Annotated in this window: 21 protein-coding genes and 1 pseudogene; 8 read left to right on the forward strand and 14 right to left on the reverse strand. The window is 72.9% G+C overall.

Annotated features, from left to right (window positions below):
• Positions 1 to 157: 157 nt before the first annotated feature.
• Positions 158 to 979, reverse strand: a complete 822-nt coding sequence (locus tag ABNF97_RS32815) for an ABC transporter permease subunit (protein ID WP_349340911.1) — start codon at positions 977 to 979, stop codon at positions 158 to 160.
• A 236-nt stretch (positions 980 to 1,215) separates the two neighbouring features.
• Positions 1,216 to 2,106, reverse strand: a pseudogene (locus ABNF97_RS32820) (ATP-binding cassette domain-containing protein); the annotation flags it as partial.
• Between the two features lie 203 nt (positions 2,107 to 2,309).
• On the opposite strand from ABNF97_RS32820, the gene ABNF97_RS32825 reads away from it, so the two are divergent.
• Positions 2,310 to 3,626: a sensor histidine kinase gene (locus ABNF97_RS32825; RefSeq protein ID WP_349340912.1), complete on the forward strand. Its 1,317-nt coding sequence runs from the start codon at positions 2,310 to 2,312 to the stop codon at positions 3,624 to 3,626.
• A 1-nt stretch (position 3,627) separates the two neighbouring features.
• The gene (locus ABNF97_RS32830) at positions 3,628 to 4,284 is read left to right on the forward strand and encodes a response regulator (RefSeq protein WP_130463121.1); all 657 of its coding nucleotides are present in this window, start codon (positions 3,628 to 3,630) and stop codon (positions 4,282 to 4,284) included.
• Positions 4,285 to 4,320: 36 nt separating this feature from the next.
• Here ABNF97_RS32830 and ABNF97_RS32835 read toward each other — a convergent pair whose 3' ends face one another.
• Entirely contained in the window at positions 4,321 to 4,938 is a 618-nt protein-coding gene (locus tag ABNF97_RS32835; protein ID WP_130463122.1) for a winged helix-turn-helix domain-containing protein, read from the reverse strand.
• A gap of 194 nt (positions 4,939 to 5,132) precedes the next feature.
• Here ABNF97_RS32835 and ABNF97_RS32840 point away from each other — a divergent pair, with 194 nt between their 5' ends.
• Positions 5,133 to 6,056, forward strand: a complete 924-nt coding sequence (locus ABNF97_RS32840; protein WP_130463123.1) for an AEC family transporter — start codon at positions 5,133 to 5,135, stop codon at positions 6,054 to 6,056.
• Positions 6,057 to 6,210: 154 nt separating this feature from the next.
• On the forward strand, positions 6,211 to 6,753 hold the full coding sequence (locus ABNF97_RS32845) for an MOSC domain-containing protein (protein ID WP_207230528.1): 543 nt from the start codon (positions 6,211 to 6,213) through the stop codon (positions 6,751 to 6,753).
• Between the two features lie 70 nt (positions 6,754 to 6,823).
• On the opposite strand, the gene ABNF97_RS32850 is transcribed toward ABNF97_RS32845, so the two are convergent.
• The 7 genes from ABNF97_RS32850 to ABNF97_RS32880 all read right to left on the reverse strand — a co-directional run bounded on the left by ABNF97_RS32850 (position 6,824) and on the right by ABNF97_RS32880 (position 13,881).
• The gene (locus tag ABNF97_RS32850) at positions 6,824 to 7,513 is read right to left on the reverse strand and encodes an ABC transporter ATP-binding protein (protein ID WP_349340913.1); all 690 of its coding nucleotides are present in this window, start codon (positions 7,511 to 7,513) and stop codon (positions 6,824 to 6,826) included.
• The gene (locus tag ABNF97_RS32855) at positions 7,510 to 8,550 is read right to left on the reverse strand and encodes an ABC transporter ATP-binding protein (protein ID WP_349340914.1); all 1,041 of its coding nucleotides are present in this window, start codon (positions 8,548 to 8,550) and stop codon (positions 7,510 to 7,512) included. The genes ABNF97_RS32850 and ABNF97_RS32855 overlap by 4 nt, the downstream gene beginning before the upstream one ends.
• Entirely contained in the window at positions 8,547 to 9,428 is an 882-nt protein-coding gene (locus ABNF97_RS32860; RefSeq protein WP_349340915.1) for an ABC transporter permease, read from the reverse strand. The genes ABNF97_RS32855 and ABNF97_RS32860 overlap by 4 nt, the downstream gene beginning before the upstream one ends.
• Positions 9,421 to 10,446, reverse strand: a complete 1,026-nt coding sequence (locus tag ABNF97_RS32865; RefSeq protein WP_349340916.1) for an ABC transporter permease — start codon at positions 10,444 to 10,446, stop codon at positions 9,421 to 9,423. Before ABNF97_RS32865 ends, ABNF97_RS32860 begins: the two co-directional genes overlap by 8 nt.
• Positions 10,416 to 12,017, reverse strand: coding sequence for an ABC transporter substrate-binding protein (locus ABNF97_RS32870; RefSeq protein WP_349340917.1), 1,602 nt, complete (start codon positions 12,015 to 12,017; stop codon positions 10,416 to 10,418). The genes ABNF97_RS32865 and ABNF97_RS32870 overlap by 31 nt, the downstream gene beginning before the upstream one ends.
• Positions 12,018 to 12,168: 151 nt before the next feature.
• Positions 12,169 to 12,660 carry a DinB family protein gene (locus ABNF97_RS32875; RefSeq protein ID WP_165436727.1) on the reverse strand — a complete coding sequence of 164 codons (492 nt, stop codon included), beginning with the start codon at positions 12,658 to 12,660 and terminating at the stop codon, positions 12,169 to 12,171.
• A 147-nt stretch (positions 12,661 to 12,807) separates the two neighbouring features.
• Positions 12,808 to 13,881, reverse strand: a complete 1,074-nt coding sequence (locus tag ABNF97_RS32880) for a right-handed parallel beta-helix repeat-containing protein (protein ID WP_349340918.1) — start codon at positions 13,879 to 13,881, stop codon at positions 12,808 to 12,810.
• A 521-nt stretch (positions 13,882 to 14,402) separates the two neighbouring features.
• Here ABNF97_RS32880 and ABNF97_RS32885 point away from each other — a divergent pair.
• Positions 14,403 to 15,530, forward strand: coding sequence for a cellulose binding domain-containing protein (locus tag ABNF97_RS32885; protein WP_349340919.1), 1,128 nt, complete (start codon positions 14,403 to 14,405; stop codon positions 15,528 to 15,530).
• Positions 15,531 to 15,596: 66 nt separating this feature from the next.
• On the opposite strand, the gene ABNF97_RS32890 is transcribed toward ABNF97_RS32885, so the two are convergent.
• Entirely contained in the window at positions 15,597 to 15,968 is a 372-nt protein-coding gene (locus tag ABNF97_RS32890) for a cupin domain-containing protein (protein ID WP_130463128.1), read from the reverse strand.
• Between the two features lie 120 nt (positions 15,969 to 16,088).
• Here ABNF97_RS32890 and ABNF97_RS32895 point away from each other — a divergent pair, with 120 nt between their 5' ends.
• Positions 16,089 to 17,042, forward strand: a complete 954-nt coding sequence (locus tag ABNF97_RS32895; RefSeq protein ID WP_130463129.1) for a DUF3500 domain-containing protein — start codon at positions 16,089 to 16,091, stop codon at positions 17,040 to 17,042.
• 22 nt (positions 17,043 to 17,064) lie between these two features.
• Here ABNF97_RS32895 and ABNF97_RS32900 read toward each other — a convergent pair whose 3' ends face one another.
• The 3 genes from ABNF97_RS32900 to secA2 form a co-directional block, all read right to left on the reverse strand.
• Positions 17,065 to 17,529: a DUF2231 domain-containing protein gene (locus tag ABNF97_RS32900; protein ID WP_502930586.1), complete on the reverse strand. Its 465-nt coding sequence runs from the start codon at positions 17,527 to 17,529 to the stop codon at positions 17,065 to 17,067.
• 142 nt (positions 17,530 to 17,671) lie between these two features.
• A complete protein-coding gene (locus tag ABNF97_RS32905) occupies positions 17,672 to 18,403 on the reverse strand; it encodes an ANTAR domain-containing protein (protein WP_130466030.1) in 732 nt (243 codons plus the stop codon).
• A gap of 242 nt (positions 18,404 to 18,645) precedes the next feature.
• Positions 18,646 to 20,940 carry an accessory Sec system translocase SecA2 gene (gene secA2 / locus ABNF97_RS32910; RefSeq protein WP_130463131.1) on the reverse strand — a complete coding sequence of 765 codons (2,295 nt, stop codon included), beginning with the start codon at positions 20,938 to 20,940 and terminating at the stop codon, positions 18,646 to 18,648.
• A gap of 297 nt (positions 20,941 to 21,237) precedes the next feature.
• On the opposite strand from secA2, the gene ABNF97_RS32915 reads away from it, so the two are divergent.
• Both ABNF97_RS32915 and ABNF97_RS32920 read left to right on the forward strand, forming a co-directional pair.
• A complete protein-coding gene (locus ABNF97_RS32915) occupies positions 21,238 to 22,245 on the forward strand; it encodes a glucosyl-3-phosphoglycerate synthase (protein WP_130463132.1) in 1,008 nt (335 codons plus the stop codon).
• A gap of 40 nt (positions 22,246 to 22,285) precedes the next feature.
• On the forward strand, positions 22,286 to 23,452 hold the full coding sequence (locus ABNF97_RS32920; protein ID WP_349340920.1) for a glycosyltransferase: 1,167 nt from the start codon (positions 22,286 to 22,288) through the stop codon (positions 23,450 to 23,452).
• The last annotated feature ends 336 nt before the right edge of the window (positions 23,453 to 23,788 follow it).

Consider the following 23,788-nt stretch of genomic DNA (forward strand, 5'->3'; position numbering starts at 1 on the left):
CACCCGCGCGGCCCGGGGCGGCCGGCGGCCGGTCACGCGTCCCGGGCGGCCGCACCCGGTCACGCGTCGCGGTCGCACCGGACAGGCCTCCCCCGGGCGGCACCCGGTCACGCCTCCCCGGGCGGCACCTGGTCACGCCTCCCGGGGCGGCACCCGGTCACGCGTCGCGGCGGCGTAGCACGAGGTAGCCGCCGAGCAGCGCGGCGGCGGTCCAGAGCGCCAGGATGCCGATCCCGGTCCACGGTCCGTAGTCCCGGGCCCACCGGGCCTCGTCCTGCGGCCCCGCGAGGTGCAGGATCACCCAGCCGGTCTGGTCCGGCAGGTACTGGGTGACGGTACGCAGGCCGGGGATGTTGCCCAGCCCCTGCGATCCGAGGAAGAAGACCGGCAGCAGCACCGCCAGCGCGCGTACCGGGCTGCGCAGCATCGCCGCCACCCCGAGCCCGAAGAGGCAGAGCAGCACGAGGTGCAGGCAGCCGCCGACTACTGCGCTGAGCGCACCGTCGGCGCCGAGCCCGATGCCGTACCGGCCGAGCGCGGCCTGGGCGGCGAAGAAGCCGCCCAGCACGGTGGGTACCGCGACGGCGGCGGCGAGCAGCCCGGCGGCGAGCACCTTGCCGGCGAAGCAGCGACCCCGGCGCGGTACCGCGACCAGGGTGGCCCGGATGGTGCCGGAACTGTACTCGCTCGCCATCACCAGCACCCCGAACACCACCAGGGCGAGTTGCCCCAGCGTCAGGCCGTAGAAGGCGGGAAAGAGCGGATCGAAGTTGGCCTGCCGCTCCGGGGTCTGGGTGGCGAAACTGAGCCCGGCCAGCAGGCTGATGCCGGCGCCGACGACGAAGGTGGGCAGCAGGGTCCAGACCGTGGACCGGACGGTGCGGATCTTCGTCAACTCGGCCCGTAGCACCGCGCCGAGCCCGGTCAGGGCTGCCCCGGCCCGCGCCGATCCACCGGCCGTCGCATCCGTCCGGGTCACCGCTGGCCCCCGTCCACCCGCCGACCGTCCGGCAACCGCTGGCCGCCGTCCGCCCCCGGCCGCCCACCGACCGGCCGAGCGCCGGTCGCGCCCCGATCGCCGGCCGCGTGCCGATCCCCGGCCGCGTGCTGGTCAACGCCGGCCGGCCGGTCGACGTCCGCCGACCGGTCGAGGTCGGCCGACCGGTCGAGGTCTGCCGACCGGTCGACGTCCGCCGGCCGGTCGAGGTCGGCCCGGTAGCGGACCGCCGTCGCGGTGAGCCGCATGAACGCCTCCTCCAGGGACGCACGCTGCACCGCCACCTCGTGCACGGTCAGCCGGTTGGCCGCGACCAGCTCCCCGATTCGGGCGGCCTCACTGTCGTACGCCAGCAGCGCCCCGTCCCTGCCCACCTCGACCCGGATGCCGGCAGCGGCGAGTACGTCACGCAGTCGCTCCGGCTCCGGCGAACGCACCCGTACCGTCGTGCCGGAGTTCGCCTCGACGAACTCCCGCATCCCGGTGTCGGCCAGCAGCCGGCCCTGACCGATCACCACCAGGTGATCCGCGGTCAGCGCCATCTCGCTCATCAGGTGACTGGAGACGAAAACCGTCCGCCCCTCGGCGGCGAGTCCGCGCATCAGCTCCCGGATCCACCGGATGCCCTCCGGGTCGAGCCCGTTGACCGGCTCGTCGAGGAGCAGCACCGGCGGATCCCCGAGCAGTGCGGCGGCGATCCCGAGCCGCTGCACCATGCCGAGCGAGAAGCCGCCGACCCGCCGCTTCGCCACGTCCTGTAGGCCCACCAGCGCCAGCACCTCGGCGATCCGGGACCGCCCGATGCGGTTGCTCCGCGCCAACCACAGCAGGTGGTGGTAGGCGCTGCGCCCCGGGTGCGCGGACCGTGCCTCCAGCAGCGCACCGACCGACCGCAGCGGCGCGACGTGCTCCGGATAGGCCCGGCCGTCGATCAGTACCCGTCCGGCGCTCGGACGGTCGAGGCCGAGCATCATCCGCATCGTCGTCGACTTGCCCGCACCGTTCGGGCCGAGGAAACCGGTCACCCGCCCCGGCCGGATCGTGCAGGAGATCCCGTCGACCGCGACCGTTGCGCCGTAGCGCTTACTGAGACTGCACACCTCGATCACGCCCGCCACGTTAGGCAGCGGCGACCGCCGGAACAGTCCTCGAAAGTCGCGGAGATTGCCCACCAATGTCGACGCGGCGCGGCGACGGCACCGCGCGGGTGGCGACCGGGAGCCGGATGCCACGCCCCACCGGTCGGGTCGACGCCGGTTGCCGGCCGGCCCGCGACCACCGGCTCACGCGGTGACGGACGTAGCCTGCTGGCATGCGCCGACACCTGCTACCCGCGGTCGTAATGCTGACGGAGATCGCGTTTCAGCTGGCCGTCCCCGGGGCTCCACCCCGGGATGTCGTCGGGCATGCCGCGCTGGTGGCGCTGGTCATCGCGGTACGCGGTCGGGCCCCGGTCGGCGCGCTGATCGGCGCGCTGCTGCTCGTCGCGCTCTCCGGCGGCGGGTACGTCCTGCTGCTCTGGGCCGCCTACCACGCGGGACGCGAGTCGCTGAACCGCGCCGGCGCCGTGATGGTGGCCGGGGCGCTGACCGGTACCCTCGCGGTGCACCTGGTGACCGCGCCGGCGGCTCCCCGGACGATCCCGAATCTGATCTCGACGTACCTGGTCTTCGCGGCGCTGCCGGTGTTGGTCGGCCGATACCTGGCCCAGCACGAGCGGCTGGTCGCCACCCTCGACCGGCACAACCGGCAGCTCAGCCGGGAACGGGAACTGCTCGCCGAGCAGGAGCAGCTCCGGGAGCGGCTGCGCATCGCCCGGGACATGCACGACTCCCTCGGCCACCGGCTCAGCCTGGTCTCGGTGCAGGCCGCCGCGCTGGAGGTGTCCGAGCTGCCACCGGTGCACCGGCAGGCGGTGCGGCAGCTCGCCGGAGCCGCGCGCGGCGCCCTGGACGAACTTTACGACCTGGTCGGTGCGCTGCGCGGCGGGCAGGACGCCGACCAGCGGTCGCCGGGAGTGGACCGGATCGGCCCGTTGGTGGCGGAGGTCCGCACGACCGGCACCCCGGTGGCGCTGCGTGCGGAGGGCACGCCGCACCCGCTGCCGGACGCGGCCGGGCGGGCGGCGTACCGGGTGGTCGAGGAGGGGTTGACGAACGCGCTCAAGCACGCCCCGGGCCAGCCGGTGACGGTACGACTCCGGTGGGAACCCGACGCCCTGCTGCTGACCCTCGACAACCCGCTGCCCGAACGGGCTGGGCCGGGGCCCGCCCCCGAACCGACCGCCGATGCCGGCCCCGACCGGCACGAGCCGGCCAGGCACAAGCCAGCCGGACACGAGCCAGCCGGGCACAAGCCAGCCGGGCACGGACTGGCCGGGCTGCGGGAGCGCGCCGACCAGGCGGGCGGCTTCGTGGCGTACCGGATCCTCGAACCCGGTGACCCCGCCCACCCGGGCGGCGGCGGACGGAGCTGGCGACTCCTCGCGATGCTGCCCGCCACGCGACCGGACGGGGAGCAGGCCGAGCCACCCGGGGCAGCCACCATCCGTACCCTGGCCCTCGGCGTCGCCACGGCGGCCGTGATGTTCGTGGCGGTACCGGCGAGCATGCTGCTGGGGGTGCGGTGAGGTGATCCGGGTCCTGCTCGCCGACGACGAGCCGCTGATCAGGACCGGCATCCGTACGGTGCTGGAATCGGCCGGCGATATCGAGGTGGTCGCCGAGGCGGCGGACGGCGCCGCGGCGGTCGAGGCGGCCCTGCGGCACCGGGCGGACGTGGCGCTGCTCGACATCCGGATGCCGGTGCTGGACGGCCTGGACGCGGTCGTCGAACTCGGCCGGCGGCTGCCCAGCCTCCGGGTGGTGGTGCTGACCTCGTTCGGTGCCGAACCGAACGTGTTGCGGGCGGTGCATGCCCGGGTGGCCGGGTTCGTGCTGAAGAACTGCACCCCGGAGGAACTGATCCGCGCGGTACGGGCCGCACACGACGGCGACGCCTACCTCTCCCCCGCCGTGACCCGGCTGCTGCTCGGGATGGTCGCACCGGAACCGGCGGGCCGTCGGCAGCAGGCGCGGGCCCGGCTGACGGCACTGACCACACGGGAGACGGAGATCCTGTGCCTGGTCGCCGAGGGGCTGTCCAACGCGGAGGTGGGCCGGCGGCTGCGGATGAGCGAGATGACCATCAAGACGTACGTCAGCCGGATCCTGGCGAAACTCGACTGCACCAACCGGGTTCAGGCCGCCCTGCTGGCCCGCGACGCCGGACCCACTCCCTGGAACTGACGCCTCGGCCGGTGGGCCGGGCGCAACGGTCGACCGTCAGGCGTTGCGGTCGATGGTGACCACCGCGTCGTCGGCCAGCCGGTAGCCGACCCCGTAGACGGTGGTGATCAACGGTACGTCGCCGACCTTGCCGCGCAGTCGGCGGATGTGCACGTCGACGGTGCGTACCCCGGTGTGTTCGTAGCCCCAGACCGCGGTGAGCAACTGGAGTCGGGTGAAGACCCGCCGGGGGTGTGCGACCAGGTGCATCAGCAGGTCGAACTCCAGCCGGGTGAGCGGCAGCGGCTCGCCGCCGAGCAACACGGACCGGGACGCCGCCAGGATGTGCAGTTCGGTGGCACCGGTGGCGGTGGCGGTGGCGGGTCGGGCCGGAGGGCGTGACGCGGTGACATCGGCGCGGCGCTCCAGCACGCCGGCGGAACCGCCGGTGATCGTCGCCTCGCCCCGTTCCACCAGCTCGCGGGCGGCCTCGAGCAGCCGGCGGGCCGGTGCGGTCAGGACCTCCTCGTTGCCGACGAGCGGGATGGACAACGTCACCGTCAGCGTCGGCGCGGTCGACCCGGCGGGCCGGCGGGACGCCCCTGGCGGTCGGCCGGGGCCGACCGGCTGGGCGCTGTGCCACCCGGTACGCGACGAGGCGGGGCTGACCGACATGGTCCTCCTTGGCTGCTCCGGGTGTTCCCCCAACGGCCCGAACCGCCGCTGCCTCGATGGTTCCGGGCACCGGGGCGAGGGTCAAGGGGACACGACGATGCATGAATGTGACAATCGACAAACTCACCGGAATCACTTGCTCGCTCTTAGTACCAGATCACGTCGGGAATCGCACACCCGGCAGGATGGTCAAGATGCGGGGGGTGTTGACGGGGTTCGGGGTGATCTGGGCGGTCACCCTGATCGGCTACCTCGCCGGCCGGTACGACCTGCTCGGCCCGCACGGCACAGCGGTGATCGCCCGGCTGGTCTTCCTGATCGCGACCCCCGCGCTGCTCTTCGGCACCCTGGCCCGCTCCACAGTGGCTGATCTGGCCACCCCGGCGCTGGTCGCCTTCGTGCTGAGTACCGTGATCGTGGCGGCGGCCTACCTGCTCGTGGCGCGCTTCTCCTGGCGCCGTCCGATCGGCGAGACGACCGTCGGGGCGATGTCCGCCTCGTACGTCAACGCGGCCAACCTCGGGTTGCCGGTCGCCGCGTACGTGCTGGGCGACGTCGCCTTCGTCGCCCCGGTCCTGATCTTCCAGGTACTGGTGGCGGCACCGCTGGTCCTCGGGGTGCTGGACGCCACCACCACCGCCCGGGGCATGTCGGTGCGCCGACTGGCGCTGCTGCCGGCCCGGAACCCGATCATGCTGGGCTCCGCCGCCGGGGTGCTGGTCTCGATCTCCGGCTGGCAGCCGCCGGCCGAGCTGCTGCGCCCGTTCGACCTGGTCGGCTCGGCCGCCGTACCGTTGGCCCTGATCGCGCTCGGCATGTCGCTGCCCGGCAGCCGCCCCTTGGCGGCGGGCCCCGGCGCCGCGCAGCGGTACGTCGCGGTGACCCTCAAGATTGTCGTGCAGCCCGGGGTGGCATACCTGATCGCGCGGTACACGCTGGGCCTGGCCGGGCCGGCGCTGCTGGCCGCCGTGGTCACCTCGGCCCTGCCGACCGCGCAGAACGTCTTCGTCTTCGCCACCCACTACCGGCAGGCTCAGTCGCACGCCCGGGACGTCGTGGTGCTCTCCACCATCGCCGCCGCCGTCTCGCTCGTCGCGATCGCCGCCCTGCTCGGCTGAGCCGCTCCGGCGAGCACGGCCCGTGGAGCCAAGCGGACGGCGCAGTAGGATCAGACGGCGAAACCGACGATCGCCGCTGGCAGCGCTGCCAGTGGGCTCGGCAGAGTCGGCGGAGTCAAGGGGGCGGGCGGCCCACACCCGACGGGGAGGACTGATGGGTGCGGTGGTGACAGCGGTGTCCCGGAACGAGGGGCACCACTTCAGCAAGCCGACGCGGCAGAGCATCCGACTGCTCGCCGGGCTCGGTGTGGAGGGCGACGCGCACCTCGGCGTCACCGTCAGGCACCGCTCCCGGGTGGCGCAGGATCCGACCCAGCCGAACCTGCGGCAGGTCCACCTGATCCATGCCGAGCTGCACGACGAGCTGCGCGAAGCCGGTCACGAGGTGGCGCCCGGCGAGATGGGCGAGAACATCACCACCCGGGGCGTGGACCTGCTCGGGCTGCCGGTCGGGACGCTGCTCCGGCTCGGCGACGCGGCCGTCGTCGAGGTGACCGGGCTGCGCAACCCGTGCGTGCAGATCGACAACTTCCAGCCCGGGCTGCTGAAACGGGTCGTCCGCCTCGACGGGGCCGGCAACCTGGTCCGGCTGGCCGGGATCATGGGCGTGGTACGCGAGAGCGGCGAGATCCGGCCCGGTGACGAGATCATTGTGGACCTGCCGGCAGAGCCCCACCGGCCACTCGACCGGGTCTGACACCGCGCACCGGCACTCCGGGTGGACTCGGCTGTGCCATGTCCCGAACCGATCTGCGCCAACGCGACCATCATGGCCGGCCGGGCACGACACCACTGGGCGGAAGGTCGACGACCCGGTCGGCCCAACGGTTCATCAGGGCCGGATCGTGCGTGACGAGCAGGACCCCGGCCCTGTGGGTCCGCTGATAGTCGGTGATCACGGCGGCCACGTGTGCCTGGGTGGAGGCGTCGAGCATCGCGGTGGCCTCGTCACAGAGCAGGTAGTCGGGGCGGTGTGTGAGGGCCCGGGCAAGGCAGGCGCGCTGGAGTTGGCCGTCGCTGACCGCGTGCGGCCGACGGCCGAGCAGGTCGGCGGTGAGTCCGACGAGGTCGGCGAGGTCGGCGACCCGGCGGCGGATCTCGTCGTCGGGGCGCCGGGTGGCGCGGAGCGGTTCGGCGATCAGGTCGGCCAGGCTCAGCCGTGGATCGGCGGCAGCGCGAGGGCTCTGGAAGAGGACGGCGATCCGGGTACGCACGGCGACCGGCACCGAGTACCGGGTGCCGGTGACCGGAGCGCCATCGATGGTCACCCGACCCCGGTCCGGCCGGTGCAGCAGGGCGAGCACCCGGACCAGAGTGGACTTTCCGCCGCCGGAGGCCGCACGTAACCCGACCGTCTCGCCACGTCCGATGCGCAGGTCGACCCGGTCGAGGACGATCTGCCGGCCGTAGCCGGCGGTGACCTGCTCTGCGGCGAGCTGTCCCGCTGTCCCGCTCACGACACGACTCCGGCGCCGATCGGGTGGTGGCAGGCGACCGCCCCGGCGTCGTACGCCGCCAACCGGGGTTGACGCTCGCAAACGTCGGTGGCGTACGGGCAGCGGGTGCCGAAGGCACAGCCCGGGGGCAACGCGGTGAGCATCGGCGGATGCCCGGGTACGGGCCGGAAGGCGCGGTCCGGCAGCGCATCGAGCAGGGCGGCGCCGTACGGGTGGGCCGGTGCGGTGAAGAACCGCCTGGCGGGTCGGTGTTCGACGACGCGGCTGGCGTACATCACGGCCACGGTGTCGGCGACCCGCTCGGCGGCGGCGAGGTCGTGGGTGATCAGCACGACGGACTTCCCGCCGTCGCACCTGCGGCGGAGCAGGTCGAGGGTGTGGTCGACCAGGGGCCGGTCCAGCCCGCTGGTGGGCTCGTCGGCGATCAGCAGGACCGGGTCCGGAGCGAGGGCGAGGGCGGTGACCAGTCGTTGCGCCATGCCACCGGAGAGTTCGTGCGGATAGCGGTCCAGGTCGGCGACGTCGAGGCCGACCTCGGCGGCGACGCGTTCCGCCGCGCCGACGGCCTCGGCCCGGGTGTGCCGGTGGGCCCGAAGCGTCTCCTCGATCAGGCGCCGGCCGGTCCGAACCGGGTTGAGCGCGGTGGCCGGGCTCTGCGGCACCAGACCGGCCAGCCGCCCCCGGACCCGGCCGGCGAGTACCCGTTCACCACAGGTGACCAGGTCGACCGGTCCGTCGTCGAGCTGGTGCAGCCGGGCCTGGCCGGTGACGGTGGCGTTCCGGGGCAGCAGCCCGAGCAGGGCGTGGGCCAGTACGGACTTGCCGCAGCCGGACTCGCCGACGACGGCGAGCAGTTCGCCGGGATGCACGCCGAGGGTGAGGTCGGTGACGGCGTGCACGGTGGCGTCCCGGAGTCGGAACCGGACGCCGAGCCCCTGGACGTCGAGCACCGGACCGGGCCCGCCGGGCCGCTGCGGGTCAACCAGCGAGGCGATGCCGGCCGGCCGCTCGGCGGTGACGCTCTGGTCGGTCTTCACAGTTGCAACTCCGCTCGGACGCGGGGATCGAGTCGGTCCCGCCAGTGGGCCGCGAGGACGGCGATGGCCAGGGTGACCACGACGATGACCGCTCCCGGGGCGAGGCTGGCCCACCAGGCGCCGGCCAGCAGCGAACCCTGACCGTCGTTGATCATGTTGCCGAGCGAGGCGAGGTGCGGCGGCAGGCCGAGCCCGAGGAAGGAGAGCGCGGTCTCGTGCCAGACGGCGTGCGGGATCATCAGCGTGATGGCCAGGGCCAGCCGGGGCAGTACGTGTGGCAGCAGGTGCCGGGTCAACACCCGCCGCCGGCTCGCGCCCCCGGTGATCGCCGCGTCGACGAATGGCCGGTTACGCAGGCTCAACAGCTCGGACCGGACGATCCGGGCGGTGGAGAGCCAGTGGGTGAGCCCGATCGAGGCGATCACCGCGCCGAGGCTGGGCCGGAGCATCCCGACGATGAAGATGCCGAGCAGCAGGTGCGGCAGGGCCGCGACGGTGTCCACGATCCGCATCAGTATCCGGTCCACCCACCCGCCGACGGCGCCGGCGATCCCGCCGACGATGCCGCCGATCACGGTGGCGACCAGCGCGGCGACCGCGCCGACGAGCAGCGAGACCCGCAGCCCGTAGAGAGCGCGGTGTGCGACGTCGCGGCCCAGCTCGTCGGTACCGGCGGGATGCGCCCAGGATGGGGCCAGCCGGATCCGGTCCAGGGCAACGGCGCTCTGGTCGAGCGGCCAGAGCAGCGGGGCGAGTAGGCAGGCGGCGACCGCCACCAGCAGCACCGCGCCGGCCACGGCCGCACCGGTCTGGCCGGGACGCAGCCGGAGGCGGGGCCGCCGGAAGGCGACGGTACGGGTTCGGGTGAGGTCAGCCATCGATGCGTACCCGGGGATCGGCGGCGGCGTAGCCGAGGTCGGCGGCGAGGTTCGCGGCCAGCACCACGGCGGTGGTCAGCAGGGTGGTCGCGGCCAGCAGCGGAAAGTCGCTGCCCAGCGCGGCGTGCACGGTGACCGCGCCGAGCCCGGGCAGCGAGAAGACGGTCTCGACCAGGACCGCGCCGCCGACGAGTTCGGGCAGGTGCGTGCCGACCAGGGTGAGGAAGGGCAGCAGCGCGGTGCGCAGCGCGTGCCCGAACAGCACCGTCCGGCCGGGCAGTCCCCGGGCTCGGGCGGCGAGCACGTGGTCGTCGCGGAGGCTGTCGGCGACCGCGTCCCGGACGAAGAGCACGAACCACGGGGCCTGGGAGACCGCCAGCACCCCGACCGGCAGCACGAGGTGGTGGGCGACGTCGCTCCACGAGGTGCCGGTCGCGGTCACGTCGGTCAGCCCGCCGGCCGGCAGCCAGCCCAGGGCGAGCGCGAAGAGGGCGATGGCGGCGAGACCGAGCCAGAACACCGGCATCGACTGGACCGCGTACGCGACCGCCCGCAGGCCGCGGTCGAAGAGCCCGGCACGCCGGTACGCGGCCAGCGACCCGAGCAGCAGGCTCGCCACGAGTACGACGGCGAGCGCGGCGCCGACCAGCAGCAGTGTCCAACCGGCGCGGGCGGCGATGACCGAGCCGACCGCCTCGTGTCGACTCGTCGACCAGCCCAGATCGCCGCGGAGCAGGTTGCCGGCCCAGCGCAGGTACTGCACCGGAAGCGGGTCGTCGACACCCCAGTTGGCGCGGATCTGCGCCAGGTTCTCCTCGCTGGTGGTGAACGCGGCCGCCCCGGCGTACTGCTTCGCGGGGTCGACCGGGGAGAACGCGCCGAGGGCGAACATGCCCATGCTGGTGGCGACGAGCACCGGTACGCCGACCAGCAGCCGGCGCCGCACCACCACACCCGCCGCGGCGAGCCGGCTCCCCGGTCGCCGGGTCACCGCCGGGTCCAGGTGTTGATGTTCCACCAGAGGCTGTTCGCCACGTCGTGCTCGTGCGGCTCCACCCGGGGCGCCACGCCGTCGATCGAGTCCCGCAGCACGTAGGTGTGCTTCAGGTAGGTCAGGTACACCCACGGCAGGTCGGCGGCGAGCTGCTTCTGGAACGTCGAGTACGCCTGCTTGCGCCGGGCCGGGTCGGACTGGTCCCGGCCCTGCTGCAACGCCTGGTCCACGACCGGGGACCGGTAGTGCCCGGGGTTGAAGTAGCCCTGACCGGCGAACCGGGACCCGAACAGCTTGTAGGAGACGAAGTCCGGGTCGTACGGGCTGCCGTATCCCATGATCAGTGCGTCGGAGTTGAGCCGTGCGTCGATCGCGTCCCAGGTCAGACCGGTCGGGGTGATCTCGATGCCGACCTTGCGGGCATCCGCGGTCACCGCCAGCGCCAGCTCCTTGCGGAGGCTGTCGGCGGCCGGGTACATCAGGGCGAACCGGGCCGGCCGGCCGTCCCTGGCCCGGATACCGCCCGCACCGGGCGTCCAGCCGGCCGCGTCGAGCAGGGCGGTGGCCGACGCCGGGTCGGCGGTGGGCTTGCCGACGACGTCCGGTTCGGCGTACTCCGAGGTGGGCGGGACCGGTCCGTACGCCGGCTCACCGGCGCCGCCGAGTACCCCGTTGACCATCGCGGCCCGGTCGACGGCGAGGTTGAGCGCCCGCCGGATCGCCGGGTCGGCGGTGACCGGGTTGCCCATCGGCAGCATCACGCCCCGGTAGTCGGCCGTCGGGACCCGCTCGACCCGGTAGCCGGCGCGGCCGTGGAAACCGGCGGCGAGCTTCGGGGCCAGCTCGGCGACGTCGAACTCGCCGGCCCGCATCCGCTGGGCCCGGATGTTGTCGTCGGCGACGAAGGCCACCACCAGCCGCCGGTTCGTCGGCCCGCCGGCGAAGTAGCGGTCGTTGGCGGTGAGCACCAACCGGTCGCCGGGGGTCCAGGACTGCACCTGGTACGGGCCGGTGCCGACCGGCTTGCGGTTGAACTCGGCCTTGTTGATGTCCTGTCCGCTCAGTGCCCCGGCCGGCACGACGCCCAGGGTGAGGCGTTGCAGGAACGGCGCGTACGCGTACCGCAGCCGGAACACCACGGTGGCCGGGTCCGGCGCCTCGACCGATTCCAGCATCTCCAGGTCGGACCGGAGCGTGGAGTCCACCCTCGGGTCCAGCACGGCCCGGTAGGTGAATACCACGTCGTCGGCGGTGAGCGCCGTACCGTCATGGAAGACGACCCCGTCGCGCAGCGTGGCCGTCACGGTCCGGCCGTCCGCCGAGACCGCCGGCAGTTCCCTGGCGAGGCCCGGGACCAGTTGATTCTGCTCGTCCCGGGCGACCAGCCCGTCGAAGATCAGTGATGCGCCGTCGACACCGTAGTTGAGTACCGGGTTCAACGTGTCCGGTTCGCCGCCGGTGGCGACCACGAAGGTGTCACCGGCCGCCGTCGACGCCCCGGGTGTGGTCGAGGACGAGCAGGAGGCGACGGCGAGCAGGCCAGCTACGGCGGCCATCGCCACGAGTCGCCGGGCGGTCGGACGAATCCGGATCACGGAGGTCTCCACGGAGGTCGGGCAGCAACGAGCGGGGCACCGGCGCGCCGACACCCACTGATGATCACCGTGGCAGAGTTGCCAAGCTTTTGCAACAACCGTGGTACTGCATTAAGCCGCTGTCGATCCTGTCCGACCGGACCGGGCGGGGCTACGAGCCGCGGCTGATGTCGAGCAGGTGGTGCTCCCCCTCGTGCACGGTGTGCCGGCCCAGCCACAACAGCGTCCGGACCTGCCGCTGCGGCCAGGGATAACTGCCGGTCCTGGCGAGTTGGGCCGGGCCGAGCCTGCCGAACGCCGTCGCCAGTTCTCCGGCCGCCGTGCCGAGCTCGTCGAGGACCACGGCCGGGTCCTGCTGGTTGTACGCGTCCGCGACCACCCGCTCGTCCCGCCCCATCGGCGTGAACTCCGGCTCGTCCACGGCAAGTGCCAGGGCGAGCCGCTGCGCCTGTACCTGGAAGACGTCCCGCACGTGGCAGGCGTACTCCAGGGGCGACCAGACCCGTTCGGCCGGGCGCCGTCGCGGATCCCGTGCCGCGCGCAGCCCGGCGGAGTACCGCGGCCCGAACCCGCGGAGCCGGTCGGGCAGCGCCTCGGAAGCAACGGTGGAATAGTCGAACCCGCACTCTTCGCAACGCTCCACGACCATCCAGGGTACGGCCGCGCGGGGAGCGCCGGTGCTGGACCAGGACGTGCTGCGGCGGGGCCGACCGGTGCAGCACCGGCCGGCCCCGCCTTCGTGGCTGGCGCGGTCCGCCGCGCAGCCCACCAGCTCTCTTCCCGGGTCTTTCTACCCGATCACGCTGACCGACGAGTTCGGGCCGACAGTGCCGAAGATCTTGCCCTTGAACGGCGCCGGCTTGGCCGGATCACTCACCAGCCGTACGGACAGGTAGTCCACCCCGCTGTTCAGGTAGAGCGCCCAGAACATTCCGTTCGCACCGATCCAGCTTCCGCCACCGCCGGGCCGCTGATAGGAGCAGCCCTCGACGTTCACCGCGGAGGCGCCGATGAAGAAGCCGGCCGAGTAGCGGTCCGTTCCGTCGGCACCGACGCCGGTGGAGTCCGCGGTGCAGCCGGAGACGGATGAACCCTTGCCGGTCACCTCGAACCCGCAGCCGTAGGTGTCCTGTGCCTCACAGCCCACCACGGTGGCGCGGGCCGACGAGATCCGGAAGGCGGGGCCGGGCGTGGACCCGCTGCCGGTGCCGTACGCCTTGCAGCCCCACACCTTGGTGTTGCCGCCGCCGACCAGGTACCCACCGCTGACGCCGCCCTGCGCCGAGCAACCGCTCACGAAGCCGTCCGAGGACTGGAGGTTGTACGCCCAGCCGCCGGCCTTCTCCACCCGACAGTCGGTGATCTTGTATTCGCGCATCCCGCCCGAGTAGGCGCCGCCCAGGTATATGCCGTCCGAGGTGGTGCCGGTGACGAAGACCCGCCCGAGCCACGGGGCCGGATCCGGACCGTACCGCGCGGGCTTCGTACTGATCTGGAGGTTGACGCCGTTCGTCGCCAGCCTCGCCCCGTCCAGTCCGATGTCGAACAGGCACATCCGGGAGCCGTCGAAGGTGCCCGACGGGGTGCTGACCATCGCGCCGGTGAACCCGCTGCCGGCCCGCAGCACCGTGCCGAGCGGACCGGCACCGACCAACGTCTGCCGGTCACCCAGGATGACTGGCGCCTTGATGGTGTAGGTGCCACCGGCGACATACACGGCGCCCTGACCGACCGCCCGCAGCGCCCTGTTGATCGCGTCCTGCGCACCGAGGCTGTCGTCGACCTCGTAGGTGGCGCCCGAACCGGCCGGTCCCACCCAGGGCACGCCGCTGGTCTCCGCTGCCAGCACCGGGGCCGCACCCACGAAGGGCGCTATCGCAGCCGCACCGGCGGCCGTGGCGACGGTGCTCCGCAGAAGCGCCCGGCGACTCCGACTCTCTTCTGGCACAAGTCCTCCCCAAAATCTCATGACGCCTGGCTGCGCGGCTACCGAAGGCCGAGCCGAGAACGTCGACGGCCGTCAATCCTGGATGATCTTTCCTCGGGTGTCCAGGGATCGGAGAGAACCGAGCGGAAATTCGGAGCCGGCGCTGAGCCGTCGGGCAACCACCTCCAGCGTCGCACCGGCCGCGACGCGAGCCGTCCAACTCCTCCTAGCGGGCGGCCGGGAAGTCGACCAGGTCGGGAATGGTGTGACCGGGCTGGCGGGCGGCGGCCAGTTCGGCCGGGACAAAGACCGGTTCACCACGGGCCTAACGGTTCCTCGGCGACGGCCAGCCGTGCGCCCGCTTGACCGGTTGAGTTCCGATCCACTTACCTGCTTGAATGTCTGGGGAGCACAGGGCCGGGCACGTCTCACCTCTCGCACCGTGACAGGAGACAACCATGCTCCGCAGGCCCCTGCTCAGTACCGTGCTGACCGCGCTCGTCGTCGCGCTCGGCACGCTCGTCGTCGCCAGACCCGCGCTGCCGGCGGAGGCACCGGCAGCCGTACGGATCATGCCACTCGGTGACTCCATCACCGGCTCCCCGGGCTGTTGGCGGGCCATCCTCTGGAACCGGTTGCAGAACACCGGGTACACCAATATCGACTTCGTCGGCACGCTCGGCCCGCAGGGCTGCGGGCAGCCGTACGACGGTGAGAACGAGGGGCACGGCGGTGCCCTGGTCACCACCGTGGCCGACCAGAACCAGTTGCCGCCCTGGCTCGCCGCCACCCGCCCGGACGTGGTGCTCATGCACTTCGGCACCAACGACGTCTGGAGCAACCGGGCCACCGCGACCATCCTCGCCGCGTACGGGAAGCTGGTGGACCAGATGCGGGCCAGCAACCCGGCCATGACGATCCTGGTAGCGAAGATCATCCCGATGGCGCCGAGCACCTGCGCCGAGTGCGGCCAGCGCGCGGTGGCGCTCAACGACGCCATTCCGGCCTGGGCCGCGTCGAAGACCACCGCCGGATCGCCGATCGTGGTGGTCGACCAGTGGACCGGGTTCAGCACGGGCAGCGACACCTATGACGGCGTACACCCCAACGCTGCCGGTGACCAGAAGATGTCCGACCGGTGGTATTCGGCGCTGACGGCGGCGCTGGACGGTGTCACGCCCACCCCGTCGCCGACCCGGACGCCCACCGCACCGCCCACCCGCACGCCGACCCCACCGCCGAGCACCACCGCACCACCGCCCACCACCACTCCGCCGCCGGCCGGCGGCTGCGCGGCGACCTACCAGAGCATCGGGCAGTGGCAGGGCGGCTTCCAGGGTGAGGTGACGGTACGCAACAACGGCACCGCCGCGAGCCGGTCCTGGACCGTCGAGCTGACCTTCGGAGCCGGTCAGCAGGTCAACCAGGCCTGGAACGCCACGGTGTCACAGAGCGGCGGGACCGTGACCGCCCGCAACGTCGGGTGGAACGGCTCGCTCGCCCCCGCCGGTACCGCCACCTTCGGCTTCCTCGGCAGTTGGACCGGCAGCAACCCGGCCCCGGCGGTCAGTTGCACCCTGGGCTGACCGGCACACCGTTGATCGCCCCGGGCCGCCTCCGGCCCGGGGCGTGCCCCCGCGCGAGGCGCTGGCTCAGCCCTCGGCGACCCGGTAACCGGCGATCGACGGCCAACGGACGGTGAGGACCACCGCCGGTTCCGGGGCCAGCCAGGAGTGGTCGACACCCGGCCCCCAGACCACGTAGTCACCCGGGCGGGTCAGCACGACGGTACGGTCCCGCAACTCGACATGGAACCGGCCGGAGACCAGCACCAGCAGGGCGGTACGCCGCTCTCCGGTCACCCACTCGGCCCGGGTGTCACCGGCCGGATGCACGCCCCACTTGACCTCGACGTCCGCGCTGTGCCGCACATCCACACCGGGCGGCATGAAGTGACCCAGCAGCCAGCCCTCGTTGTCCGCACCGTCGACGCCCGCCTGGCCGACGTAGATGCCGTCCCGCACCGGCCCTCCCTCCACCGGTCGGGCAAGCTATCACGGGCCACCGCGGCCGCCACGACCAGGCCGCCGAGGTTGCGGCGGCCCGGTACCCGCGCCGGCCGGGACAGCCGGTATACAGGGGGGATGCGCAACACGACCCTGGCCGGACGAATGCGTACGGCGGCGACCGCGCTGCTGGACGCGCTACCGGGGCCGGCCCGGGCGCTGGCCGCCCGCCCGTTCGACGACGAGGCCGGCCGGCGCTGGATCGAGTACCGGCCACTGCCCCGGCCGGGCGCCAGCCTCGCCGACCTCGACCGGACCGGTCGCAAGGCGACGCACCGGCTGCTGGCCACCGCGCTGAGTCCGCACGCGTACGCACAGGCGGCCACCGTGATGGCCCTGGAGGAGGTACTCGACCGGCAGGAGGACTGGCGACGGGGCCGGCACAGAGACGACTACCGGATCGTGGTCTTCGGCGACCCGGCCCGGGACGACCGCTGGTCCTGGCGGTTCGAGGGGCACCACCTCTCGGTGACGATGACCGTGGCCGGCGACCGGGTCTCCCCCGCGCCGCTCTTCCTCGGCGCCAACCCGGCGACGGTGAGCTACGCCGGCCGTCCGGTCAGCCGGCCACTCGGCCCCGAGGAGGATCTCGCCCGCGCCGTGCTCGACGCGATCGGTCCGGACGGACGCGGCGCGGCGATCGTCGCCGACGACGCGCCGGCCGACATCCGCAGCGGCACCCGGGCCCGGTACGACCGCCGGATCGAGCCGCCCGGGCTCCGGGCCGGCAAGCTCGGACCAACCGGCCGGGCGCTGCTCGACCAGCTCGTCGCGCTCTATCTCGACCGGCTTCCGCCGGAGCTCGCCGGCCAGGAGGCGGCCCGGGTCCGCCGGGGCGATCTCTACTTCGCCTGGGAGGGGCCGACCAGGCCGGGCGGGCGGCACTACTACCGCGTCCAGGGCGAGGACCTGCTGATCGAGTACGACAACACCAGCGAGGACGGCAACCACGCGCACACCGTACTGCGGCGCCCGCGCGGCGACTTCGGTGCCGACCTGCTCGCCGAGCACCGCGCCACCGCCCACTCCTGAGTCGGGCGGCGGACGGACCGCCTCAGCCGCCCCGGCGTCGGCCGAACCCTCCGGCCACCGACGTGGTCGGCGGGCCGAACCCGTCGAAGCTGGTCGGTTCGCCACGCCTCTGATCGAACTGCCGGACCAGGCTGCCGCCGAGTCGCACCCCGACCGCGCCGAGGACCAGGCCGAACAGCTCGACCGCGACCAGCCCACCGCTCGCCCCGTGCTCCGGCTCGCCCGACCTGATCAGGCAGGCGAAGACGAACAGCACCGCGACGGCGGCGTTCACCAGGTTGAAGGTGACGGCGGTTCGCCGGGTCGGGTCGCCCGGCACGTCCCACAGGTCGACCATGCCGGCCGCCGTGGCGAGCCCCCCGGCGACCAGTGCCGCCACCGCCGTCCAGTAGCCGACAAGTCCCAGGAACGCCGGTCCGCCGAGTACGTCGGTCAGGTCGAAGACCGTGGCGCAGACGAACAGCCCGAACGGAAAGGTCACCAACATGGGCTGGATCGGATGTCCATGCACCCGCAGGCGGCTCTGCATGGTGGCGCCTCCCCGGCTCGCTTCTCGGCCAACCTCCAGCGTGCTACCCCCGGGCCGCCCCGCCGAAACGACGCGTGCCCGCGCGGTCCACGCCGGACGGTCAGCTGTCGCGACGCCGGGCCACCGAGGTGACCAGCCGCTCGGCCACCTCCCGTAGCGGGATGGCCAGTGCCGCCGAGGCGGACCGCAACACCCGTAGCGCCTCCGTGGCCGGACAGCCACGTTGAGTCATGATAACCCCAACCGCCTGGTCGATGACCTGCCCGGCCGTGAGTGCGTTCTCGGGTTCGCCGGCCGACCCGGTCTGCCGGTCCCGGACCGCGCCGAGGAGCAGGCCGACATGTTCGGCCAGCAGCATCGCGGTGAGCTGTTGACTGGCGGTCAGCACTCCCGGCTCCCGGGCGTACAGGTTGATCGACCCGACCACGTGCTCGTCGACGTCGACCGGTACGGCGAGCACCCCGCGTACGCCCAGCGCCAGCGCCCGGCCGGTCCACGGCCGCCACCGGGTCTCGGTACGCAGGTCCGCCGACCAGACCAGTTCCCGGGAGCGGATCGCCACCATCGCCGGTCCGTCCTGGCCGTGCCGGACGTCGTCGAGGTCGCCGAGTCGGGGTTCCGAGGCTGCGACCGAGGCGGGTGCCCCGGCCCGCAGCACGGTGACCCCGCACCAGGTCACCGCCGGGATGGCGTCTCGTACGGTACGTACCAGCCGGTCCAGTGCGGCGTCGAAGTCGTCGCTCGCGATCAGTCCGGCAGTCACTTCGCGGAGCAGGGCGGCGGTCTCCAACACGCCCGGGGCTTCGGTCGACGGCTCCGTCGTCGTCCTCAGCCTCAGCACCGTTCCGGAACCCCCGCCGGTACCGCTGCCGCGGTACGCCCGGTTCGTGCCGTCGCCTGTCTCATGTCGCCTCTCCCCCGCCGTTCGGCGATCCCGTGCCGGTACGGACCTGCGCTACTACCCGAGCGCCGGGTGGACAAACCACCCGTTCCAGGAAGAGAACGATCGCCCCCGTCCCGGGGTTGCCGTCAGGCTTCCGACGATCAACCCCGGGATCCGCGGGTGCGGTGCGGTCAGCGCGGGGTGGAGCTGAGCCGGCGGCCGACGGCGGCGATCAGACGGTCGAGTTCCGAGCCGAACGGGTTGTCGTGCACCAGGTAGGTCCAGGTGGCGCTGGGTCGCACCAGCTCTCCCTCGCCCGGCTCCCAGTCCTCGTCGAACTCGTTCTCCTCGAAGGTCTCCACCGTACGGGTCTCGATCTCCGGGACCAGCGCGTTGAACGCCGGCACCGCCGAGCGGTGGAACTCGTCAAGCGGGTCGAGCCGGCCGAGCGCCCGCAGGTGCACGCCCTCGCGCACCTCGGAGAGCTCGGCCAGGTGCTGCGCCCAGAGCCGGTCGAGGTGGTAGAGCGCGATCGACCGCCCGACCTTGGAAAGGAGATCCTCGTCCATCTCCTTGGCTCGGTCCGGGAAGCGCTCGGTCAGCATCTGCGCCGCCACCTCGGTGGTGAGCAGCCGCTCCCGGCGCTCGGCCAGCGCCTTGCGCTGCTGCTCGATCACCACGCTGTACCGCCAGGTGTTGCGGTGGATCTCGTGGTTGACGCCCTCGGCGATCCGCTGGGCGTGCTCGACGGCGAAGTCCACCTGCTCGTCGGTGACCAGACCGTCGGCGTTCATCCGGGGCGACGGCGGGATCGCGTCCGGGGCGTGCCGGACGACGAGGTTGTCCTCCAGACTGACGAAGAAGACCGAGCGACCCGGGTCGCCCTGCCGGCCGGCCCGGCCCCGGAGCTGGTCGTCGACCCGCCGGCTGTCGTGCCGGCCGCTGCCGATGACGAAGAGGCCGCCGAGTTCGGCGACCCGGTCGCGGTCGGCCTGGTCGCTGCCGCCGAGCCGGATGTCGACACCCCGGCCGGCCATCTGGGTGGAGACGGTCACCGCGCCGTACTTGCCGGCCTCGGCGATGATCGCCGCCTCCTCGGCGTCGTTCTTGGCGTTCAGTACCGTGCACGGCACCCCGGCCCCGCGCAGCGCCTCGGCGAGTCGCTCGGACTCCTGGACGTCCAGGGTGCCGATCAGCACCGGGCGGCCGGTCTCGTGCTGCTCCTGGATCTCCTGGATCAGCGCCTCTTCCTTCTCACCCCGGGTGGCGTAGATCCGGTCCGGGTCGTCGATCCGGACGCAGGGCGTGTTCGGCGGGATCACCGCGACCTCGAGCGAGAAGAACTCCCGCAACTGGTCGCCGACCAGCACCGCCGTGGCGGTCATCCCGCAGACGGTCCGGTAGAGCGCGACGTACGCCTGCACGGTGATGGTGCCCAGCACCTCACCCTCGGCGGTGGCGTCGAGCCCCTCCTTCGCCTCCACCGCCGCCTGGAGCCCGTCGGGCCACCGGCGGCGCTGGGCGACCCGGCCGCGCATCTCGTCGATCAGCTCGACCCCGTCGTTGCGGACGATGTAGTCGACGTCCCGGTGCAGCAGGGCGTGCGCGTGCAGGGCGACGTTGACCGCCGAGAGCTGCTCGACGTGCTCGTCGTCGTAGAGGTCGACGCCGCCGAGCCGGGCCTCGACCTCGGCGAGTCCGGCGTCGGTGAAGGCGACGCTGCGGCCGTCGTCGGCCACCGTGTAGTGCCGCCCGGCCCGCAGCCCGCGGACCACCGCCGCGGCCTGGTGCACCGGGTCCTGCTCACCCGGCACCGCGCCGGCCAGCACCATCGGCACCCGGGCCTCGTCGATCAGGATGGAGTCGGCCTCGTCCACGATCGCGGTGGTCAGCGGCGGCTGCACCCGGTCGTCGATGTCGGTGACGAGCTGGTCGCGGAGGAAGTCGAAGCCGGCCTCGCTGACCGAGACGTAGGTGACGTCGCAGGCGTAGGCTGCCTGGCGCTCTTCGCGGGTGGACGCCTCGGTCACCCAGCCGACGCGGAGCCCGAGCAGCCGGTAGACCGGCGCCATCCACTCGGCGTCCCGGCGGGCCAGGTAGTCGTTGACGGTGAGCACGTGCACCGGCCCGTTGCCCCGCCGCACGTGCCCGTACGCGGCGATCGTCGCGGTCAGCGTCTTGCCCTCACCGGTGGCCATCTCGGCGACCTTGCCGGCCAGCAGCGACATGGCGCCGAGCAGCTGGACGTCGTACGGCCGCTGGTCGAGCCCGCGCCGGGCGGCCTCGCGGCCCACCGCGCAGATCTCGACGAAGTCCTCGGCCTTGCCGGCCGCCTCGGTCAGCTCGGCGTCGTCCAGCTCGGTGAGTTCCTCCTCGCGCGCCTCGATCGTGGGCAGCAGCTTCTCCAGCGGCGCCAGATCAACTGTGGTGCCCGGACGTTGGAGGAAACGCCGGACCCTGGTCTTCAACCGTTGCGACACACCCATGACGCGCAACGGTACGCGAACTTCCCCGCAAAGTGCGGCCCGCCCGGCCGGCGCCGGATCCACTCTCGGCAGGACCGGTGGCAGGATGTCCGTACCGCCCGAGTGTGCCCGAATGGGCGGATTGGGAGCTCTGCTCCGGCTGGTCACCGGAGACCTGACCCCGACGGCCCGGCGAGCCGTACCGGCGTCCTCCGGGGCGCAGGGCCCGGACGGTTGAGCCGGCACCGGCGGGGAAGGCTGTAGGGCTGCACCGGGGCCCGGCCGGGCGCCGGTCGAGGCACAGTTGGGGAGGTCGCCGTGCGTCGCTCGCGTACGCCCGTGTCACCGGCGCTGGAGACGTGGTCCACCCACCGTACCGGGGTGGCCGACCAGTGGACGCCGCGACAGCTGGCACACCTGAAAGGGACCCGCACGGTCAGTGTGGTGATTCCGGCCCGGGACGAGGAGGCCACCGTCGGCGCGATCGTGGCGGCTATCCGGGCCTGCCTGGTCGAGCAGGTCGACCTGGTCGACGAGGTCGTGGTGGTCGACTCCCGGTCCAGCGACCGGACCGCCGCGGTGGCCGCGGCGGCCGGGGCGCGGGTGGTCGGCCAGGACGAGATGACCCGGGGGCTGCCCCGGCTCGACGGCAAGGGGGACGCACTCTGGGCCGGGCTGGCCGCGTCAATCGGTGACCTGGTCGCCTTCGTCGACGCCGACCTGCGGGAGTTTCAGCCCCACTTCGTCACCGGCCTGCTCGGTCCACTGCTCACCGACCCCTCCGTCGCGTTCGTCAAGGGCTTCTACCACCGCCCGCTGGTCGGCACCGGTGGTGTGGAGACGGAAGGCGGCGGCCGGGTGACCGAACTGGTGGCCCGACCGCTGTTCAACCTCTTCTGGCCGGAACTGGCCGGGTTCGTCCAGCCGCTCGCCGGGGAGTACGCCGGCCGGCGGGACGTACTCGAACGGGTGCCCTTCGTCTCCGGCTACGGCGTCGAGACGGCGATGCTGATCGACCTGCTGGAGATGTGCGGCCTGGACGCCCTCGCCCAGGTCGACCTCGGCGAGCGCCTGCACCGGCACCAGGACACCGAGGCGCTCGGCCGGATGTCCGGGCAGATCATGCACACGGTCTGGCAGCGACTGTGCCGACGGGGACTGGTCGAACAGACCGCGCCACCGGGGAACCTACTGGTGCAGTTCCGCCGGGACGGCAGCAGCGCGCTACCCAACCTGCACCGGGAGATCGTGGTCAGCGACATCTCGGTCCGGGAACGCCCGCCGCTGGTGCAGCTGCAACCGGCGTCGCGCAGGGCCGCGGTGTGACCGGGCACGGCGCTCCCGCCGGGCGGGCCCGGGAGGACCAATGAGCCTGACGGTACTGATGAACGCCGGCCCGTGGCTTCCGGTGCCACCGCCCGGGTACGGCGGGATCGAAAACGTCGTCGCCACGCTGGTGCCGGAGCTGCGCCGGCTCGGCGTACGGGTGGTGCTCGCCTCGACCGGCGACGCCACGCTGCCGGTCGACGAACTGCTGTCGGTCTTTCCCGACGGCCAGTTCGGGGCGCTGCAACGGCCGTACAACCAGGTTTGCGGGATCTCACACGCGCACCTGAACGGGGTGGTCCGGGCGCTGCGTGAACGGGACGACATCGACCTGGTGCACGACCACGTGGAGGCGGTCGGGCTGGCGGTGCTGACCGCGATGGGTCCGGGCAGCGGTCCTGCGCTGCACACCCTGCACTGGGACCTCGGCAAGCATCCCGACCTCTACGGATACCTGGACGGCGGCGGCCGGGTGCGGGTGAACGGGGTCTCGGCGGCACAGCTCGCCCGGGCCCCGCGGGCGCTGCGCGACCACGCGGTCGGGCACGTGCACCTGGCCACCCCGCTCGCGGTGGACGCCGACCGCCGGCCGCCGGTGGAGAAGTCCGACCACCTGGTGATCCTCGGCCGGATCACACCGGGCAAGGGGCAGCACCTCGGGGCCCGGCTCGCCCACCAGGCCGGGTTCGACCTGGTGCTCGCCGGACCGGTCGGGCCGTACCGGCGGCCGGAGGAACTGGCCGCCGCCGGGCCGGAGGCGGGACAGAATCCGGACGTGCGGTACTGGCGCGAGCAGGTTGCCCCGCTGGTGGACGACGACCGGGTGCGCTGGGTCGGGATGGTGGCCGGCAGTGCCCGGGACGATCTTGTGGCGGCGGCCCGGGCCAGCCTCTTCCCGCTGTGCTGGGAGGAGCCCGGCGGCACCGCGGTGATCGAGTCGCTGGCGCTCGGTACCCCGGTGCTGGCGATCGGCCGGGGCTGCCTGCCGGAGCTGATCGAGCACGGCCGCACCGGCCTGCTCGCCGACGACGAGGACGGCCTCGCCGATCTGGTGTGGGAGGTCGCCGTGCTGGACGAGCGGGACTGCCGGCTGGAGGCCAGCCGCCGGTTCACCCCGGCGACGATGGCCGAGCGCTACGTCGAGCTGTACGAGCGGGTACGCCGCTCGGCCGCGGCGGGGCAGCGAGCGGAGCCGGTGCGCGGGTGAGTCGGCGCCGCTCCGGCTCCTCGGCGCCTGGGCGGGTATCACCGGTTTTCACCCGTTAGAAGCAAAGAGAGCGGAAGTTGGTGTCCTGCCGGGTTTTGCCGGTGGAACACCGGGTAGTCGCCCCTCGTCCCAGCCGTGACCGAGGGGTGAGCCGGCGATGTCGAACCGAGTGGTGACCGAGCCAGAGCCAGAGCGCGAGCCGGTGATCCTGGCCCCCGCTGGTTCGGGTGGTTATCCGGGGCCGGTTCGGGGTGTGGTGCCGGGCAGTACGTTGCTTCGGTTGTTGGGTACCACGGATGCGAAGCAGATCGGGTTGTTGTATCTGGTGACGTCGTT

Source organism: Plantactinospora sp. B6F1 (genome assembly GCF_040120695.1).
Taxonomy (GTDB): domain Bacteria; phylum Actinomycetota; class Actinomycetes; order Mycobacteriales; family Micromonosporaceae; genus Plantactinospora.